At 71.6% G+C, this 18,341-nt stretch carries 11 protein-coding genes and 1 pseudogene; 7 read left to right on the top strand and 5 right to left on the bottom strand.

The window, feature by feature from the left end; genetic code table 11:
* Positions 1–331 precede the first annotated feature (331 nt).
* A complete protein-coding gene (gene fxsT / locus PZB75_RS11635; protein ID WP_275535231.1) occupies positions 332–4,363 on the top strand; it encodes an FxSxx-COOH system tetratricopeptide repeat protein in 4,032 nt (1,343 codons plus the stop codon).
* 93 nt (positions 4,364–4,456) lie between these two features.
* On the opposite strand, the gene PZB75_RS11630 is transcribed toward fxsT, so the two are convergent.
* Entirely contained in the window at positions 4,457–5,734 is a 1,278-nt protein-coding gene (locus tag PZB75_RS11630; protein ID WP_275535230.1) for a M6 family metalloprotease domain-containing protein, read from the bottom strand.
* 672 nt (positions 5,735–6,406) lie between these two features.
* Here PZB75_RS11630 and PZB75_RS11625 point away from each other — a divergent pair.
* Both PZB75_RS11625 and PZB75_RS11620 read left to right on the top strand, forming a co-directional pair.
* Entirely contained in the window at positions 6,407–7,075 is a 669-nt protein-coding gene (locus PZB75_RS11625; RefSeq protein ID WP_275535229.1) for a TetR/AcrR family transcriptional regulator, read from the top strand.
* Positions 7,076–7,309: 234 nt separating this feature from the next.
* Positions 7,310–8,854 carry an MFS transporter gene (locus PZB75_RS11620; protein WP_275535228.1) on the top strand — a complete coding sequence of 515 codons (1,545 nt, stop codon included), beginning with the start codon at positions 7,310–7,312 and terminating at the stop codon, positions 8,852–8,854.
* Between the two features lie 244 nt (positions 8,855–9,098).
* Here PZB75_RS11620 and PZB75_RS11615 read toward each other — a convergent pair whose 3' ends face one another.
* Positions 9,099–9,611 (bottom strand): MarR family transcriptional regulator, encoded by a 513-nt coding sequence (locus tag PZB75_RS11615; protein WP_275535227.1) that lies wholly within the window; start codon positions 9,609–9,611, stop codon positions 9,099–9,101.
* A gap of 154 nt (positions 9,612–9,765) precedes the next feature.
* Here PZB75_RS11615 and PZB75_RS11610 point away from each other — a divergent pair, with 154 nt between their 5' ends.
* Positions 9,766–10,548 (top strand): class III extradiol ring-cleavage dioxygenase, encoded by a 783-nt coding sequence (locus PZB75_RS11610; RefSeq protein WP_275535226.1) that lies wholly within the window; start codon positions 9,766–9,768, stop codon positions 10,546–10,548.
* A gap of 412 nt (positions 10,549–10,960) precedes the next feature.
* Complete coding sequence (locus PZB75_RS11605; protein WP_275535225.1) at positions 10,961–11,959, top strand: sigma-70 family RNA polymerase sigma factor; 999 nt, start codon at positions 10,961–10,963, stop codon at positions 11,957–11,959.
* A 365-nt stretch (positions 11,960–12,324) separates the two neighbouring features.
* On the opposite strand, the pseudogene PZB75_RS11600 reads toward PZB75_RS11605, so the two are convergent.
* A pseudogene (locus PZB75_RS11600) lies at positions 12,325–13,278 on the bottom strand (YafY family protein); the annotation flags it as partial.
* A 61-nt stretch (positions 13,279–13,339) separates the two neighbouring features.
* Here PZB75_RS11600 and PZB75_RS11595 point away from each other — a divergent pair.
* A complete protein-coding gene (locus tag PZB75_RS11595; RefSeq protein ID WP_275535224.1) occupies positions 13,340–15,001 on the top strand; it encodes an MFS transporter in 1,662 nt (553 codons plus the stop codon).
* A gap of 259 nt (positions 15,002–15,260) precedes the next feature.
* On the opposite strand, the gene PZB75_RS11590 is transcribed toward PZB75_RS11595, so the two are convergent.
* Together PZB75_RS11590 and PZB75_RS11585 are read right to left on the bottom strand one after the other, a co-directional pair.
* Positions 15,261–16,031, bottom strand: a complete 771-nt coding sequence (locus PZB75_RS11590) for a DUF6227 family protein (protein ID WP_275535223.1) — start codon at positions 16,029–16,031, stop codon at positions 15,261–15,263.
* Positions 16,032–16,291: 260 nt separating this feature from the next.
* Complete coding sequence (locus PZB75_RS11585; RefSeq protein WP_275535222.1) at positions 16,292–17,440, bottom strand: P1 family peptidase; 1,149 nt, start codon at positions 17,438–17,440, stop codon at positions 16,292–16,294.
* Between the two features lie 250 nt (positions 17,441–17,690).
* Here PZB75_RS11585 and PZB75_RS11580 point away from each other — a divergent pair, with 250 nt between their 5' ends.
* Positions 17,691–18,335 carry a sigma-70 family RNA polymerase sigma factor gene (locus tag PZB75_RS11580; protein ID WP_275535221.1) on the top strand — a complete coding sequence of 215 codons (645 nt, stop codon included), beginning with the start codon at positions 17,691–17,693 and terminating at the stop codon, positions 18,333–18,335.
* Positions 18,336–18,341: the final 6 nt, after the last annotated feature.

The following is an 18,341-nucleotide window of genomic DNA, read 5'->3' as shown; positions in this document are numbered from 1 at the left end:
GGACGGGAGCACGGCGGGCGGGCCGATCCTGGCGGACGGCGGGCCTCGGGGAGCGGCGACCGGGTCCCGGGGCGGGGAGCGGGGGCTCTGGGCCGGCAGTGGAGTGACCGGGGCCGGGGCCGGGGGTGATGCGGGAGGGGTCGGCGGTGCGGCGACCGGAACCGGCGGTGTAGCAGCCGGGATCAGCGGCGTGGTGACCGGGTCCGGGGGCAGCGTGCGAGGAGTCGGCGGTGCGGCGGGCGGGCCCCGTGGTGCGGCGACCGGCCCGAGCCCTGCGATTAGCCCCAGCCCTGCGACCAGCCCCGGGACCGGAGCCAAGGCCGGGGCAGGGGTGAGAGGGGGCGCGGACGGTACCGTCGTCACCTTCTACTCGTTCAAGGGCGGGGTCGGCCGCACCATGGCCCTCGTCAACACCGCCTGGATTCTCGCCAGCAACGGCTTACGGGTCCTGATCATCGACTGGGACCTGGAGGCGCCCGGCCTCCACCGCTACTTCCACCCGCTGCTCGTCGACCCCGAACTCAGCTCCACCGAGGGCGTCATCGACCTCATCAGGGACTACTCGATGCGGGCCGACGAGCCGGGCCCGCAGACCGGGCCCGACGGGGCCGCCGACTGGGCCCGCTGGTTCCGGGACCACTCCGACGTGGACCGGTGCATCACCGGGGTCGCCATGGACTTCGCCGAGGGGGGACGGCTCGACTTCCTGCCCGCCGGTCTCCAGGACGACGGTTACTCCGCCGCCGTGTCCACCTTCGACTGGGACCACTTCTACACCCGGCTGCGCGGCGCCGCGTTCCTCACCGCGCTCCGCGAGGAGCTGCGCTCCCGCTACGACTACGTGCTGATCGACAGCCGTACGGGACTCTCCGACACCGCCGGGATCTGCACGGTCCTGCTGCCGGACATCGTCGTCGACTCGTTCACGCTCAGCGCCCAGTCCATCCAGGGCGCCGCGGCCGTCGCCGAATCCGTGCGCGCCCAGGTCACCGAGCGGCCCATCCGCATCCTGCCCGCCCCGATGCGCGTCGAATACGCCGAGCAGAACAAGCTGGAGGCGGGCCGCGACCTCGCCCGCAGCCGGTTCCTGCCGTTCCTCGACGGCATGACCCGGGAGGAACGCGACCAGTACTGGGGCGATGTGGAGATCCCGTACCGGCCGTTCTTCGCGTACGAGGAGATCCCCGCCCCCGTCGGCGACCGCCCGCACCAGGGCAACAGCCTGCTCGCCGCGTCCGAGCGGCTGACCGGGCGGATCACCCAGGGGCGCGTGACGAAGCAGCGGCCGATGCCCGAGACGATGCGGCGCGCGCTGCTCTCCTCGTACGAGCGGACCAAGGCGCCCATCCCCTCCGACATCTTTCTCAGCTACGCGCCCGCCGACCGGATGTGGGCCGAGTGGATAGCCGCCCGGCTCGCCGGCACCGGTTACCAGGTCGCGCTGAGCGGGGCCGCCGAGCACGCGGGCGCCGACGCGCTGACCGATGTGCGGCGGGCGCTGGACGGGACCGGGCGGATCGTGGCGCTGCTCTCGCCGGACTACGTACGGCTGCCGCACTCCCACGAGATGTGGAAGGCGGTCTCGTCCCGGGACCCGGAGGCGTCGCAGCGGATGCTGATCCCGGTCCGCATCCATGACGCGCCGCTGCCAGCGCCGTTCGCGGACCTCGTCGCCGTCGACCTCGTCGAACGGGACCAGGAGGAGGCGGAGGAGGCCCTGCTGGCCGCCGTGGGGCGGCCGGACAACGCCGCCACCGACACCACCCGGGTCGCCGGCGGCTTCGGTACGAGCATCGGAGCGGGGTCGATCGGCGGCGCCGGGGGGGTGTTCGCGCTCGCCCGTGGCGGCGCCGACGATGACCGTGGCCCGCGCTACCCGGGCATCGTCCCCCGGGTCTGGCACGTGCCGTCGCGCAACCCGTCCTTCACCGGGCGCGGCCGGACGCTGGAGGAGACGCGGGACGGGTTCGCGCTGGGCGGGTCCCGGGGCGGGCCGCCACAGGCCGTGTTCGGGATGGGCGGGGTCGGCAAGACGCAGGTCGCCATCGAGTACGCCCACCGGTTCGCCGCCGACTACGACGCCGTCTGGTGGATCAGCGCCGGTCAGCCCGGCCTCGTACGACAGGAACTCGCCGCACTGGCGGCGGAGTTGGGCCTGCCGACCGGTGACGACGTGGCGACCACGGCGGGCGCGGTGCTGGAGGCGCTGCGGCAGGGGCGGCCGTACCGGCGCTGGCTGCTCGTCTACGACAACGCCGAACGCCCCGACGTCCTGGCCCCGTTGATCCCCGACGGGCCCGGCCATGTGCTGGTGACCTCGCGCAACCGGAACTGGGCACAACTGGCCTCGCAGATCGAGGTGGACGTCTTCACCCGCGACGAGTCGGTGTGGCTGCTGCGGCGGCACAACCCGAACCTGACGTCCGCCGAGGCCGGTCTGGTGGCCGAGGCGCTGGGGGATCTGCCATTGGCGGTCGGACAGGCGGCGGCCTGGCTGGAGCAGTCCACGATGCCCGTCGACACGTATCTGAGCCTGCTGAACAACCAGTTGACGACCATGCTGGAGCAGGAGCCGCCCACCAGCTATCCGCGGTCGGCCGCCGCCACCTGGCTGCTGTCGCTCGGCGCGATCCGCGACGCGATGCCGGCGGCCGCCCAACTCCTCCAGGTCTGCGCGTTCTTCGGGCCGGGCCCGATCCCCATGTGGACGCTGTACGGACGCCGGACGGCGGAGCTGCTGGCCCCCTACGACCGGCGGCTCGGCGATCCGCTGCGGATGGGCGGACTGTTCACCGAGATCAACCGGTACGGCCTCGCCCGCACCGACCAGAGCGACAAGACCATCAGCGTGCACCGGCTGGTCCAGGAGGTGCTGCGTTCCCAGGTGCCGCGCGAGGAGTGGCCGGCCATGCGCGCCCATGTGCACGCGATACTCGCCGAGGCCAACCCGAAGAACACCGAGGACCCGGCCTCCTGGGAGCGGCACGCCGCGCTGCTGCCGCACATGCGCCCGTCGCGCGCCTTCACCAGCCAGGACGACGCCGTGCGCCGCTGGATCATCGACGCGGTCCGCTACCTCTGGCGCCGCTCCGACCACACCGCCGCCCAGGAGACCGCCCAACGGGCCCTGGACGTCTGGATTCCGGTGTTCGGCGAGGACGACGCGCTGGTGATCTACATGCGTACCCAGCAGGCCAACGCGCTCCGCTCCGGCGGCCGGCTCGAAGAGGCGTACGCGCTGGGCCTTGACGTCTGGCGGCGGGCCCGCGAGGCGCTGGGCGACGAGGACCCGTACACCCTGGTCGCGGCCGGGAACCTCGGCGCGGACCTGCGCAGCACCGGCGCCTACACCCAGGCCAGGGACATCGACCGGGAGACCCACACGGTCAGCCGCCGGATCTACGGGACCGACCATCCGCGCACCCTGATGGCCGCGAACAACCTCGCCGTGTCGCTGTTCCTGTCCGGCGACCGCCTCGGCGCCCGCGAACTCGACCGGGAGGTGTGGGAGACCCGGCGCGAGGTGCTGGGCGCCACCCACCCGTACACCCTCACCTCGGCCAGCAACTACGCCCGTGACCTGCGCGAGACGGGTTCGCCCGGACAGGCGCAACGGCTGCTCCAGGAGACCGTGGCGGCGTTCCGCAAGCGGACCGGCGACAAGCACCCGGAGACCCTGAGCGCCGCCCGGAACCTCTCCGCCGTGCTGCGCCGCACCGGTCAGTACGAGGCGGCGCGGGCGCTCAGCACGGATATCTACGAGACGTATCTGTCGGTGCTCGGCCCCGATCACCCGGACACCCTGTCGGCGGCCACCAACCTGGCGTGCGCGCTGGTCGCCACGGGCAACCCGAGGGACGCGCGGACGCTCGCGCAGGACGCCCTCGACCGGCACCGGGCGCAGCTCGGGGAGCGGCACCCGTTCGCCCTGGCCTGCGCGAACAACCTGGCCGTGTACCTGCGGCTGACCGGGGAGGGGGACGCGGCCCTGGAGCTGTCCCGCAGGACGTACCAGCAGTACCGGGAGGTGCTGGGGCGGGCCAACCCGTACACCCTGACCAGCATGATGAACCACGCCACCGACCTGGTCGCGCACGGCGAGCTGACGGAGGCGGTGGGGCTGGAGCGCGAGGCGTACGCGGACTTCGTCCGGGTCCTCACCGCGGACCACTACGACGCGATCGGCTGCGCGTCGAACCTGGCGCTGGACCTGCGGGCGGCGGGGTCGTCGAACGAGGCGGAGGAGCTGCACCACGACGCGCTGCTGAGGTCGATCGCCACGATGGGGGACGAGCATCCGACGACGCTGGCCGTGCGGGCGTGGGCCCGGCTGGACTCGGACATCGAGCCGCCCGCGACGTGAGGCGTGGGGGGTGGAGTGCGGGGTGCGGGGTGCGGGGTGCGGGGGGTCCGAGGTGCGAGGTGTGGGGTGTGGGAGGGGGCCGGGTTCCGGGCGTCAGGGGCGGGTGATCCGGACCCGGTAGTTCCCGTCGTGGTCCTTGGCGAGCACCGAGACCCGTATCCCGTTGTCCCGGTCCGTGAAGGTCTCGCCGGGCCGGAAGGGGGCGTCGGAGAGTTCGGCGTGCACATTGGGCCGCCGGGTGCAGCCGCCGCTGTCCTTGGTGCTGTCCGCCACGGAGACCGGTCCCTGGCCGGTGTCCACATCGGCGCTGACCTTGTAGACGAGCACCCCGGGCCGGCAGACGGCCTCGTCGTTGCCCGCCCGGGTCCGTACCTCCACGGCGTATCCGGACCGTTCGCTCAGCGGTATGAACGCCAGCTTGACCCCGCCCCTGGTGGCCAGCGGGGCGAGGACGTGCTCGACGGCACCCCGCTTCGACGCGCAGCTGATCTGCTGGTCGTCGAGCCAGCCGAGCTTCCACTTGTGCCAGCCCAGCAGGTCGTTGTTGGCCCCCCAGTCCTCGGACATGATGTCCCAGTGCCCGACCGAGCCGCCGCCCTCCAGGGTGTAGAGGTCGGGAAGGCCGAAGACATGGCCGTTCTCGTGCGGCAGGACGCGGTAGCCGGTCGTGGCGTACGACCCCGAGCCGTCGTCCTGGCGGCTGTAGACGAAGGACGTGTTGGCGAGCGGGACACCGTCGGCGGAAGGGGCGTCGTCGTTGCCGGAGAAGGTCACCGACAGGACGGTGTCCAGCGCCGACGGACCGGCGTTCGGGGTGACCAGCACGTTGATCAGGTCGTACGCGCTGAAGTCCACCCTCGGGTCGGCGGTGGCCACGAGGTCCTGGACGAGATGGCGGTACCCCGGTTCGTACGGCGAACCGCGCTCTATCCCGTACGCGGAGAACGGCAGCGGCATCCGCAGCCATTCCTTCACCGGGGCCTCGGAACGGTAGGTGAGGCGCCCGTACGAGCTGGTGCGGAACCAGTCGGAGGTCTGCGGGAAGAACTCCGCGAGCCGGTCGAGCGCGGGTTCGGTGCCCTGCGCGTCCGGGAAGTCGATCATCAGGTTGAGCGCGCGGACCACCCCGGTGGAGCGCGCGTATCCGGAGGACGTCGGCATGCCCTCCGACATCTGCACACCCATGCCGGTCGGGATGCGGCACGGCCCGATGCCCACCCCGTCGGCGGTGGCCACCGGGCCGGCGGTGGTGCGGCTGGGGGCCGGGAGGGTGCTGCTCGCCGTGGCCAGTGTGGCGATGACCAGCGTGGTGGCCGCGGCGAGCGCGACGGGGCGGCGGTGTCTGCGTATCCGGTGGCGGGGCTTCTGCATAGAGGCGCCTTCGGGTCCGCGGCAGTCGGCCGACCGGACTGCGCTCTGCCGATCAGCCTGTGACGGGTGGTGCGGGGCCGCTCGTTGGGTGCGGCCGATCGGACGGTTTTCGTACCGGGCGGAGGGGATGAGCTGACCGTCGCGGAGGGGGTCGGGCGACCGGTGGTGGCGAGGCGGGGCGGGGTGGCGGGCCGGGCGGGGGATGCCCGGTCGTGGTCCGGGGCCGGGGGCGGTTCGGAGGGTGACCGGTCGTGGCTCGGGGCCGGGGCAGGGCCGGTTCGGAGGGTGACCGGTCGTGGCTCGGGGCCGGGGGCAGGGCCGGCTCGGGGAGCGACTGGTGGTGGCTCGGGCGGCACGGTGTTCCGGTGATGCGGACGCTTGGTGATCCAGTTCACACGGGAGGCGGAAATAACCGGGGACGCCTTCCCCGTTTGCACCGGTGTCCCCGTGAAACGGGGAGGTGTTCCCCGGTTGTATCGCCCGGGGACCGCCCTCGTACCGCACACGCAGAACATCGGACCGGGCCCGCGCACCGGCCCGACTGCACCGGCCCGACCGCACCGGAGCGATCGGCCCGGCCGCACCGGAGCGAACGCACCGGAGTGACCGGCCCGCCCGCACCGGGGCGACCGGACGAGAACCGAAGAGAACCGGAAGAGAAGGAGTGCCGCCGTGGAGACCGTCACCGTCACCGGGACCGCAGCCGGAACCGCGCAGCGCCGTGCGGCCCGTCCTCGGGCCGACGCCCTGCGCAACCGGGAGCGGATCGTGACGGCGGCGCGTGAGATGTTCGTCGAGTTCGGACCGGACGTCCCGCTGGACGAGGTCGCGCGCCGGGCCGGCGTCGGCAACGCCACGCTCTACCGGAACTTCCCGGACCGGGCGGCGCTCATCCACGAGGTCGTCCTCGCCGTCACCTCACGGACCACCGGCCGCGCGGAGGAGGCGGCCTCCCAGGAGGCCGACCCGTTCGACGCGCTGAGCCGGTTCGTGCACGCGGCGGCCGACGAGCGCATCGGGGCCCTGTGCCCGATGCTCGCGGGCGGCTTCGACAAGGACCATCCCGAACTGCTCGCCGAGCGCCGACGCCTCGAAGAGGCCGTACAGGGGCTGGTGGGCCGCGCGATGGCGTCCGGGCAGCTGCGCACCGACATCGCCGTCGGTGACGTGATCGTCGCCCTCTCCCAGCTCACCCGGCCGCTGCCCGGCGTCGCCTGTCCGGACATCGACCGGTTCACCCACCGACATCTGCAACTGTTCCTGGACGGTCTGAGGGCTCCGGCCCGGTCCGAGCTCCCGGGGACGGCGGCGACCCTGGCCGACTTGCGAAGTCGGATGTGACGCCCCTGCCGGGCGGCTGAGCATCAGGTCTCCCGCATCCGCGCCTTCCCGTCCGTGTTCCTCCTTCACTTCTTCCTTTCTTCCTGTCCCTGTCCCTCCCTCTTCTTCCTTTCGCTTCCCGTCCCACGTCTTCATCCCATGACCGCCGACGACGGCCGGTGACACCGGTCGGCGCGGACAGACCTTCCCGGAACGACCCCGCGCGCCGACGCGCGCCCTTAGGTGGCTACTCCCATGGCAAAAACAGCCGAGACCCTCGCACCCGATCCCAGCCGCTGGAAAGCGCTGGCCTTCATAGCCCTCGCCCAGCTGATGGTTGTGCTGGACGCCACGATCGTGAATATCGCACTGCCCTCGGCCCAGACGGACCTGGGCATATCCGACGGGAACAAGCAGTGGGTCATCACCGCCTACGCGCTCGCCTTCGGTGGACTGCTCCTCTTCGGCGGCCGGATCGCCGACCTGTGGGGCCGTAAGCGCACCTTCGTCGTCGGTCTGCTCGGCTTCGCCGCCGCGTCCGCGCTCGGCGGTGCGGCGCAGGGCGAGGCGATGATGTTCGGCTCCCGGGCACTCCAGGGCGCCTTCGGCGCACTGCTCGCACCGGCCGCGCTCTCGCTGCTCGCGGTGACGTTCACCGAGGCCAGGGAGCGCGCCAAGGCGTTCGGCATCTACGGTGCCATCGCGGGTGGCGGTGGCGCGGTCGGCCTGATCCTGGGCGGCTTCCTCACCGAGTACCTGAACTGGCGCTGGACGTTCTTCGTCAACATCCCCTTCGCGATCATCGCCGCCGCGGGTGCCTACTTCGTCATCCGTGAGCCGGCCGGGGGACGCAACCGCTCGCCGCTCGACATCCCGGGCGTCGTCCTCTCCACCCTGGGGCTGGTCTCGCTCGTGTACGGGTTCACCCGAGCCGAGTCCGCGGGCTGGTCCGATCCGATGACCATCGGCATGTTCGTCGCGGCCGGGGCGCTGCTCCTGGGCTTCGTCGCCACCGAGGCGCGGGTCGCGTCGCCGCTGCTGCCGCTGCGCGTCCTGATGGAGCGCAACCGGGGCGGGGTCTACCTCTCGCTGGGGCTCGCCGTCATCGGGATGTTCGGCCTCTTCCTCTTCCTGACGTACTACCTCCAGGTCGTGCAGGGCTACTCCCCGGTCAAGACCGGTTTCGCCTTCCTCCCGATGATCGCGGGCATGATCACCGGCTCCACCCAGATCGGCGCCCGGCTGATGACGCGGGTGCCGCCGAGGCTGCTGATGGGCCCCGGCTTCCTGGTCGCGGCGGCCGGAATGCTGATCCTGACCCAACTGGAGATCGGTTCCTCGTACGCCGGTCTGATCCTGCCGGGGCAGCTGCTGCTCGGCCTGGGCATGGGTACGGCGTTCATGCCGGCGATGTCCCTGGCCACGTACGGCATCGAGCCGCGTGACGCCGGGGTGGCGTCCGCGATGGTGAACACCTCGCAGCAGGTCGGCGGCGCCATCGGTACGGCGCTGCTGAACACGATCGCGGCGGGTGCCACCACGGCGTACGTCGCCGACCACGTGGCCGGGGCCTCGGACCCGAAGCTGCTCCAGCTCCAGGCCTTGGTGAGCGGCTTCACCAGTGCGATCTGGTGGGCGGTCGGCATCCTCGTGGCCGCCTCCGTCATCGCGGTGACCCTCATCAACACCGGCCGTCCGGGCGGCGGTGCGAACGGGACGACGTCCGGGACCACCGGGTCCGAGTCGGGCGCGGGGGACGCGGTCGAGGACGAGTACAAGATCCCGGTCATCGCGCACTGAGGACGCCGGGACCGCCGGCCGGGCGGTACGCGAGGACGCCCGGACCGGCGGTTCGGCGGTACTGAGGGTGCTCGGTTCGGCGGTACGGCGGTACTCGGACCGGCGGCCGGGCGGTACTGAGGACGCCGGGACCGCCGGTCCGGCGTTGTTGAGGACGCCCGCTCGGATCGACGGTCCGACGCCTGGCCCGACGGTCACTCGTACGGCCCGACGGTCCGGCGGCCGGTGTCTGCCCTGGTTCCGCTCAGCGGAGCCAGGGCAGATCCGAGTCCGCCCGCTCCGGCTCAAGTCCGGCCGCCATCGTCCGCATGATCTCGCCGAGCGCGCCGATCTGCTCGGGGGTGAGCCGGTCGAACACCGCCTGCCGCACGGCGTCGACATGGCCCGGTGCCGACCGCCGGAGCATTTCGTGACCGTCCTCGGTCAGGACCGCGTTCTGGCCGCGCTTGTCGGACGGGCAGTTCTCGCGCCGTACCCAGCCGTTCTTCTCCAGCCGGCTGACGGCGTGGGAGAGCCGGGAACGGGTGATCTTGGCGTCCTTGGCCAGCTCGGTCATCCGCTTCTGGCGGCGGGGGGCCTGGGAGAGCTGGACGAGCAGTCCGTAATAGATGTGCGGCATACCGGCGTCGCGCTGCAACTGACGGTCGAGATAGTCCTCCAGAAGCATCGTGGCGTGCAGATACGCACTCCAGACCTTCTGTTCTTCGTCGGTGAGCCAACGGGGCCCGCTGGAGGGTGCCGTGGTCATGTACTCCATTGTACGACCTTTTTCTTGAAAGTTTAACTAGATAGAGCTAAGGTCTCCATGTGGTGGGAACTTGAATATTCAATAAACCTGCCATGGTGAGAACCCGCACAAGAATCGCGCAAAGCCTTCGCGTTTCGCTCCGCATCGAACAGGAGTCGAGGCCATGACCGCCACCGAAGGGCGCATGCCCGCCCTGTATCTCTCGCACGGAGCCCCACCGCTCGCCGACGACCCGCTCTGGCCCGGTCAGCTGGCCGCCTGGTCCTCGAAGCTGCCCCGCCCCACCGCGATCCTGATCGTCTCCGCCCACTGGGAGGAGGCCCCGCTCGCCCTCGGCGCCACCCGGACCGTGCCGCTGGTCCACGACTTCTGGGGCTTCCCCGACCGCTACTACCAGGTGCGGTACGCGGCCCCGGGCGCCCCCGAGCTGGCCACGAGCGTCCGGGCGCTGCTGCGCGGGGCGGGTACGCCGGTCCAGGACGTCCCGGACCGGGGACTCGACCACGGCGCGTACGTCCCGCTGGTGGAGATGTTCCCGGACGCCGACATCCCCGTACTCCAGATCTCCATGCCGACGCTGGACCCGCGGAAGCTGATGGGCGTCGGGCGCAGGCTCGCCCCGCTGCGCGACGAGGGTGTGCTCATCGTCGGCAGCGGCTTCTTCACCCACAACCTGGCGGCGCTGCGGCATCCGGGCGGCGCCGCCCCCGGCTGGTCGGCGGAGTTCGACGACTGGGGGGACCGGGCGCTCAGGGCGCGGGACATCGACGCCCTGCTGGACTTCCAGCACACGTCACCGGCCGGGGCGCTGGCGCATCCGCGCACCGAGCACTTCGCCCCGCTCTTCGTGACGCTGGGCGCGGCGGAGGACGAGCTCGACCAGGGGCGCAGCGTCATCGACGGGTTCTGGATGGGGCTCGCCAAACGATCGGTCCAGTTCGGCTGAGGCGCGTGCGCCGGGCGTGCGGGCCGTGCGGTGTGCGGGCGGCGCGCCGCGGTGCGTGAGGCATGAGGTGCCGGGCGCGGGGCACGAGTCGTGACTCAGGAGTCCCGAGTCACGGCTCGGGGAAGTGCGAGTGCATCGGAGTGAAAGGACCACGCGCCGTGTGAGCGCGGTCTCATGCGCCTCGCGGCGACAGCGACTGGCCGCGACGCCCGGAACGTCCCCGACACCCACTCCGACCTGCACACTCGGGCGGATCACCGAATCAGGCGGCCCGTATCCGCGCGGCAGGGTACTGCATGATCGGGGAAATGAATGGGTGGCATGGGAATTCTGTCCGGATTCCAGTCGTTGTTTCCATCGGATGCAGGGCACCCGGGAGGGTGTCGCGACCTACTCAGTTAAGGGAGCACGCATGGCAACCCGTGCCGTCGCCCGTCGTTCGTCCGCCACCGGCGGGACCAACCGGGCAAGCAGTGTTCGCGCCGTGGGCGGGGAGATCGCCGATCGCGACCTGGTCGGCATGTACCTGGACGAGATCGCGCGTACACCCCTGATCGACGCAGCGAAGGAAGTCGAACTCTCGCAGACCATCGAGGCGGGCGTCTACGCCCAGCAGATCCTCGACGGCCAGGTGGAGAGCGAGGCCGGTGGCGCGAAGCCCGAGGAGCTGGAGGCGCTGGTCGCCGCGGGCGAGCGCGCCAAGGACGTGTTCATCCGTTCCAATCTCCGACTCGTCGTTGCCGTGGCCCGTCGTTACCCGCGGGCGGGGCTCCCGCTGCTCGACCTGATCCAGGAGGGGAACGCCGGCCTGGTGCGCGCGGTCGAGAAGTTCGACTACGCCAAGGGCTTCAAGTTCTCCACGTACGCGACGTGGTGGATTCGCCAGGCCATCACCCGTTCCATAGCCGACCAGTCCCGCACGATCCGGCTGCCCGTCCACCTGGTGGAGGAGCTGGGCCGTATCCGCCGGGTGCAGCGCGAGTTCAACCGCGAGCACGGCCGTGACCCGGAGCACGCCGAGATCGCCGCCGAGCTGGACTCCAATACGGCGCGCGTGAGCGACGTGCTGGACTGGGCACGCGACCCGGTCAGTCTCAACATGTCCGTGGACGACGAGGGCGAGACCCAGTTCGGCGACCTGCTGGAGGACACCTCCGCCGTGTCGCCCGAGCAGTCCGTGATGACGCTGCTGCGCAGCGAGGAGCTGGAAGACCTGATCGGCAAGCTCGACAACAGGACCGCGTCGATCATCAAGATGCGGTACGGGATCGAGGACGGCCGGGAACGCACCCTGACCGAGGTCGGCAAGCAGCACGGACTGACGCGTGAGCGGATTCGCCAGATCGAGAAGCACGCGCTGCTCGAATTGAAGCGAATGGCTCACGACACGGGGTTTGACGCGGCGGCGTGACCCCGAGTCACGTAGCCTCCACCTGTGGCCGCTTTTTCCGGCGGCCTCCTGAGCTGAGTCCCGGCGCCCACCCCCCCCGGCGCCGGGGCTCATTTCTTGTGCGGCTTCTTGTGCGGGCCGGGCCCCTGATCGGCGGGGCAGGCGGGTCGGCCGGCGACCGGGCCGGCGGTGAGCGGTCCGGTGGCGGGTGGGTCGGCGGTGAGCGGTCCGGTGGCGGGTGGGCCGGTGGTCGTGGGCGGACCGGTGGTGACCGGGCCGGTCGTGGCAGACAGGCCGGTGGTGACCGGGCCGGTGGTGCCCGGGTCGGCGGTGACCGGTCTGGCGGTGACCGGTCCGGGACGCGCGCCGCTGTCGTCCGCCGGCGTGGCCGCGCGGGTCAGCCTGGTGCCCAGATCGCTGAGATACGCCACCAACTGCGGCGGTCCGTGCACGGTGAAGTCGCAGTCCACCAGCGCCAGCCGGACCGCCAGCCACTCCAGCGAGTCCGCGGTGACCGTCCGCAGTCGGCAGTGCCGCTCGTCGACCGGTTCCGGCGCCCCGATCCTGCCCGGCAGCCGCGCGGTGACGAAGTCCGCCGGGGCCGCGAAGCTCACGTCGACCTCCAGCTCCGGCTGGAGGCGGGTCATGGAACGCGCGAGGAATTCCGCCGCGTCCCCGCTGGGCAGCTCCCGGGGTGTGAACCGGGCCCCCGTCGCGTACGGCTCGCTGACCCGGTCCACCCGGAACGTACGCCAGTCCTCACGCCCCAGGTCGTACGCGACGAGGTACCACCGCCACCCCGTGCTCACCAGCCGGTACGGCTCGACCTCCCGTTTCGTCTCGGCGCCGTCCCCGGCCCGGTACGCGAACCGCAGCCGCTCCCGCCCGGTGACCGTGGACGCCATGACCGTCAGGGTCCGCGGATCGATCGTCGAGCCGTCTCCCCTGGTCAGCGGCACCGTCGCGTTCTGGAGCGTCGACACCCGGTGTCGCAGTCGCGACGGCAGCACCTGTTCCAGCTTGGCCAGGGCCCGTACGGACGCCTCGTCCACGCCCTCGATGGCGTGCCCGGCCCCGGCCCGCAGCCCCACCGCGATGGCCACGGCCTCCTCGTCGTCGAGGAGCAGCGGCGGCATCGCGGTACCGGCCACGAGCCGGTAGCCGCCCACCGCGCCGCGAGACGCCTCGACCGGGTAGCCGAGATCGCGCAGCCGGTCGATGTCGCGGCGAATGGTGCGGGCACTGACGTCGAGGCGTTCGGCGAGTTCGCTGCCCGGCCACTCGCGCGGTGTCTGGAGGAGCGACAGCAGGTTCAGCAGTCGTGCCGGGGTATCGGTCATGACGCCAGGGTGCCTGTTCATTGGGTCATGTTCTGACCTAATGGCTGTTTATGTTTGTCGTATGACTTCTTCCTCTTCTCCACCGTCCACGGCAACCGCTCCCGGGGTGTCCCCGGCCCCGGCGGACCGCCGACGCTGGTTCGCGCTCGCCATCGTGATGACCGCGGCCTTCATGGACCTGGTCGACGTCACGATCGTCAACATCGCCATTCCCAGCATCCAGCGGGACACCGGCGCCTCGTTCAGCTCGATCCAGTGGATCACCGCCGGATACGCCCTGGCCTTCGCCGCCGGACTGATCACGGGCGGCAGGCTCGGCGACATCTACGGCCGCAAGCGGCTCTTCCTCATCGGCATCGCCGGTTTCACCCTCGCCTCCGCGCTCTGCGGTTTCGCCGCGAACCCGGAGATGCTGGTGGCCTCCCGGATTCTCCAGGGCGCCACCGCCGCGATGATGGTCCCGCAGGTCCTGTCGATCGTGCACGCCACCTTCCCGGCGCACGAGCGCGGCAAGGTCTTCGGGCTGTTCGGTGCGATCGTCGGGCTCGGCGCGGTCTCCGGACCCCTGCTGGGCGCGCTGCTCACCGAGTGGAACATCGCCGGCCTGGAATGGCGGCCGATCTTCCTGATCAACCTGCCGGTGGGCATCGCGGGACTGATCCTGGGGCGGAAGTTCATCAGCGAGTCCAAGGCCCCGAAGGCGCTCCGGCTCGACATGGTGGGCGTCACCATGGTGACGCTGGCCCTGCTGATGCTCCTCTACCCGCTGACCAGGGGCCGCGAGCTGGGCTGGCCGCTGTGGGGGTACGCGTCGATGGCGGGCAGCGTCCTGGTGTTCGTGGCGCTCGTGGCGTTCGAGCGGCGGAAGGCGCGCATGGACGGTTCGCCGCTCGTCGAGCTTTCGCTGTTCCGGGTCAAGAGCTTCGCGGCGGGCATCGCCGTGCAGCTGACCTTCGGGATCGGCCTCGGCATCTTCTTCCTGGTGTGGACGCTGTACATGCAGATGGGCCTCGGCTGGAGCGCGCTGCGGGCGGGCACGACCGGTATCCCGTTCTCGGTCGCGGTCTCGTGCGCCGCCGGGATCTCCGTGCAGAAGCTGGTGCCCCGCTTCGGCCGCAAGGTCCTCCAGGCGGGCGCGCTCATCATGATCGCCGGACTGCTGATCTACATCGGTGAGTCCGAGCGGTACGGCATGGACATCACGTCCTGGCAGATGGCGCTGCCGCTGCTCGTCATGGGTGTCGGCATGGGGCTGATCGTGGCGCCGCTCGCGGACGCGGTGCTGTCCGAGGTGCCGAAGGAGCACTCGGGGTCGGCCTCCGGGCTGTTCAACACCGTGCAGCAGATGGGCACCGCGCTGGGCCTCGCCCTGGTGTCGGTGGTGTTCTTCGGAGCGATCGGCGACCACCTGGCACCGCAGGCCATGGGCCCCGCGTACGCGAACGCGTTCGAGCGCTCGCTGTGGTGGGTGGCCGGGGTGCTCGCGGTGATCTTCCTGGTGATGTTCGCGCTGCCGGCCCGGCCGAAGCAGCATGTGGAGGGCGGCGGTGACGACCTTCCGACGGAGGCCGTGGGGCAGGACTCGGACTCGGGCTCTGGTCCTGAGTCGGGTTCTGGCTCGGGCATGGCCGTCGGTACGGGCGCGAGCGCGCGTACGGGTACGGAGGCGACCGTGGGTGACGCGGTGGGCGACGCCACGAAGGACCGGGTGCTGACGCGCTGAACCCCGGACGCGTCCCGTCCGGACCCCACGGACATTACGGACCTCGCTGACGGCACGTCACGGACGAGACGCGTCATCAGGGCGGCCGTGCGCACGGCCAGGATGCCCGCGCCCCTGCATGGGGGCGCGGGCATCCCGCGCGCGTGGCCCCGCGTGGGAGCTACGCGCGTCCGGCGCTGCGTGAGGGACACCCGGCACGACGCTGCCCGCGGGCCCCGGCTCGACGCGTGGCGTCGGGCGCTACGCGCGTCCGGTGGCGTCAGCTGATGCGCGTACGGCTCTCCATGGCCTCGCGGGCGGCCTGCTCGTTCCCGTACACCTCGCACATGTGGCGGCCGTCCGAGGTCGCCGTGTGCTCGACCTCCCACAGGCTCGTCTCGCTGCCGTCGAGAAGCAGGAACGCGTGCTCGTAGAGGGTGAAGCCCGCCTCCCGGCCGTCGACGCGGCACTGACGGCCGAAGATCTGCGTGATGTGGTGCGCGAAGGCGGCCCGCAGCAGCCGGACCGTCTCCTCGCCGGGGCAGTCCGGGTTCTCCGCGCGTCGCAGCACCCGGCGGGCGTGGTCCGCCGAGTTGTCCGGCGCGTACACCCGGGGCAGTGGCGTGGGCGGCACGGACATCAGGACCGTCAGTAACTCCAGGTCCGCCTGGGGGTTCTCGTCCGAGAAGGCGGAGAGGCCGGAGAGGCCGCCGGTCAGCCGGGCGGCGGCGACCTGCGCCTCGCCCTCGTCGTCGTACAGCTCGTGCTGCTGGTGTCGCGACCCGTCTCCCGCGCCCGTACCCGCCGTGTCTCTGCCGCCGCTGTGCACCAGCTCCCACAGCGTCAGCGGGGAGCCGTCGGCGAGCAGATAGGTGTGCCGATAGGTCTCACGGTGAAGCACGGCACTGTGGTGCGAGGAGTGCAGGGAGCTGCTGTGCGCCAGTGCCGTACCGAGCCGTTCGACCGTACTGTCGGGCAGATCGAAGGAGTTCAGGGCGCGTCGCAGGAGTCGTTCGAGGTGTTGCTCGGTTGTCTCGTACGGATCGCTCAAGGTGCTGTCTCCAGGCCGTCGCCGCGTGTTACTTGATGCGTGCATAACGTAGTCCCTGGGTCCGACATCGTGACCGGGGTTGTGAAAAACGTAGGGCACACGCAGAAAGTTCCCCGGTTTCCGTGCGCCGGAGCGAACTCCCGCGCACCGAGGCCGAGTCGGATGCGCCGGACGCGGTGCCGGAGGGGAGGGAGGGGCGTCGGGGACGATGTGCGGGGCGTGGGGTGCCGGGTGAGGAGTGCGGTGCGTGGTGGGCGGTGTCAGGACGGGCCGTAGAGGTCGGTGTACGAGAGGAAGGGGCCGCCGGGGGCCTCGGTGGACTCCGCGGCGCGTACGGCCTTCACGACGGCCCGGCACAGGACGTCCGCACCGGCCGCCAGCACGGCGTTCAGCTCGTGCGGCCCGCCGGCCGGGGTGCCGAGGGGTTCTTCGCCCGTGGCGAGGGCGAAGACGGTGTCCCCGTCGGTGAGCAGATGCACCGGCCGGACGGCGCGCGCCAGACCGTCGTGCGCCGTGCCGGCGAGCTTCTGGGCCTGGGCGCGGCTGAGCCCGGCGTCCGTGGCGACGACGGCGATCGTGGTGTTGAACGGCGGGAGCGGGCGTGCGGCTCCCGCCCGCGCCAGCCGCAGCCGCGCCGCTTCGTGCACCTCGGGCGTGGGCGGTACGGGCGGCCGGTCGGCGCCGTACTCCCCGTACAGCACCCCGGTCCGCGGATCGACCACCGCGCCCGACGCGTTCACCACCACCAGCGCGCCGACCGTGATTCCGGACGGCAGGAGCACGCTCGCCGTGCCGACGCCCCCCTTGAGCTGCCCGGCGACCGCCCCGGTGCCCGCGCCCACCGCACCCTGCGGGACCGGCGCCCCCGGCCGGGTACGCGCGGCGGCCTCCACCGCCGCGCGGCCGGTCGATGCGTCCGGACGGGCCCGCCAGTCGCCGCCCCGGCCGAGGTCGAAGAGGCACGCGGCCGGGACCACGGGCACCACCTGTGCCGGATCGGGCCCGACCCGGACGCCCCGGCCCCGCTCCTCCAGCCAGGCCATCACCCCGGACGCGGCGTCCAGGCCGTACGCGCTGCCGCCGGTCAGCACGACCGCGTCGACGCGCTGGACCAGATTGCGGGGGTCGAGCGCGTCCGTCTCCCGGGTGCCGGGGCCGCCGCCGCGCACGTCGACGGCGGCGACCGCACCGCCCTCCGGTGCCAGCACCACGGTGGTACCGCTCAGCGCGCCCCCGCCCGGGACGCGGGCGTGGCCGACGCGCAACCCGGCGACATCCGTCAGCGCGTCGAGCGGCGGGGTGGACCGGTGGCTGCCGGGGGCGGACCCGTTGTCGGGGACGGACCGGCCGGGGGTGGTCCGGTCGGGGGTGATTCGGTCGGGGGTGGAGCCGTGGTTCGGGGTGGTCATCCTGATGCTCCTCCCGGTGGCGTACGAGAACGGTCTCCGGAACTCCCGTATCGACCGGACAAGTTGAGGGAATCGGAAGCTGGTTGAGGAAAACGCCGGATCTTCCCACCCGAGGGGGCGGCACCGACTCCTGTTCTTCGGTAGGGCGCGCGAGGCGCTCAGGAACCGGTCCGGAGACCTCCTGGACCTCCTGGGCGATCGACGGCACGCGCATGTCGATGTCGACTGTCGAGCAGGGAGCTCATCAGACATGGTCCCATCAAGCGGAACCCTGCGCGGGTTCGACGAAACGGGCGACGGCAGCGGATTCCCGGGCGTCCCCGGGCAGCGGGGCCCGAGGCGGACGGAGGAGGACCGGAGCTGCGGGACCCTTCCGCCCGAGTCCCGTCGCCAGTGGGAGAAGGTCCTCGGCATGCGCCGGACCTGCCTGCTCATCGCGTACAAGTACGTCCCCTGGGACAGGACCGAGGACGTCTGGCAGGAGACCAGGATCTCGATGTGGCGCACCCTGCTGAAGGGGCCTCTGAGGGACCCGGAGAGCTACACGCGGACCGTGTGCCGCAACGAGGGCAGGAAGCAGCTCCGCAAGGACGTGGAGCGCGCGGAACAGTTCATCGGCGACAACGTCGCGCTGCTCGACAGCGGTACCCCGGTCTTCGACACACAGACCGACACCCGGCTCAAGGAGCTCGTCTCGCAGCTCCAGCCGGAGCTGTCCCACCACGAGGCGCTGATCTTCGTCCTGCGCATGGGACTGAAGTGGGACGCACGCTCGGTGGCGGAGGCGATCGACACCACGCCGGGCGCGGTCAAGTCGGCGCTGTACGCGGCCAAGAAGAAGATGAGGAGTCAGGACGTCCGGGACCGTCTGTACCGACGCCTCAATCCCGAGTGACCCCGT

This window comes from Streptomyces sp. AM 4-1-1 (assembly GCF_029167625.1).
Taxonomy (GTDB): Bacteria; Actinomycetota; Actinomycetes; order Streptomycetales; family Streptomycetaceae; genus Streptomyces.
The sequence above is the reverse complement of the archived record's forward strand: the minus strand, read 5'-3'. Positions and strand labels throughout refer to the sequence as shown.

What these genes read in the sequence shown, in the direction of transcription:
- PZB75_RS11605 (WP_275535225.1), top strand. Translation starts at nt 10,961, where the DNA reads ATGGCAACCCGTGCCGTCGCCCGTCGTTCGTCCGCCACCGGCGGGACC.
- PZB75_RS11595 (WP_275535224.1), top strand. Translation starts at nt 13,340, where the DNA reads ATGACTTCTTCCTCTTCTCCACCGTCCACGGCAACCGCTCCCGGGGTG.
- PZB75_RS11580 (WP_275535221.1), top strand. Translation starts at nt 17,691, where the DNA reads ATGGTCCCATCAAGCGGAACCCTGCGCGGGTTCGACGAAACGGGCGAC.
- PZB75_RS11630 (WP_275535230.1), bottom strand. Translation starts at nt 5,734, where the DNA reads ATGCAGAAGCCCCGCCACCGGATACGCAGACACCGCCGCCCCGTCGCG.
- PZB75_RS11615 (WP_275535227.1), bottom strand. Translation starts at nt 9,611, where the DNA reads ATGGAGTACATGACCACGGCACCCTCCAGCGGGCCCCGTTGGCTCACC.
- PZB75_RS11610 (WP_275535226.1), top strand. Translation starts at nt 9,766, where the DNA reads ATGACCGCCACCGAAGGGCGCATGCCCGCCCTGTATCTCTCGCACGGA.
- PZB75_RS11620 (WP_275535228.1), top strand. Translation starts at nt 7,310, where the DNA reads ATGGCAAAAACAGCCGAGACCCTCGCACCCGATCCCAGCCGCTGGAAA.
- PZB75_RS11585 (WP_275535222.1), bottom strand. Translation starts at nt 17,440, where the DNA reads ATGACCACCCCGAACCACGGCTCCACCCCCGACCGAATCACCCCCGAC.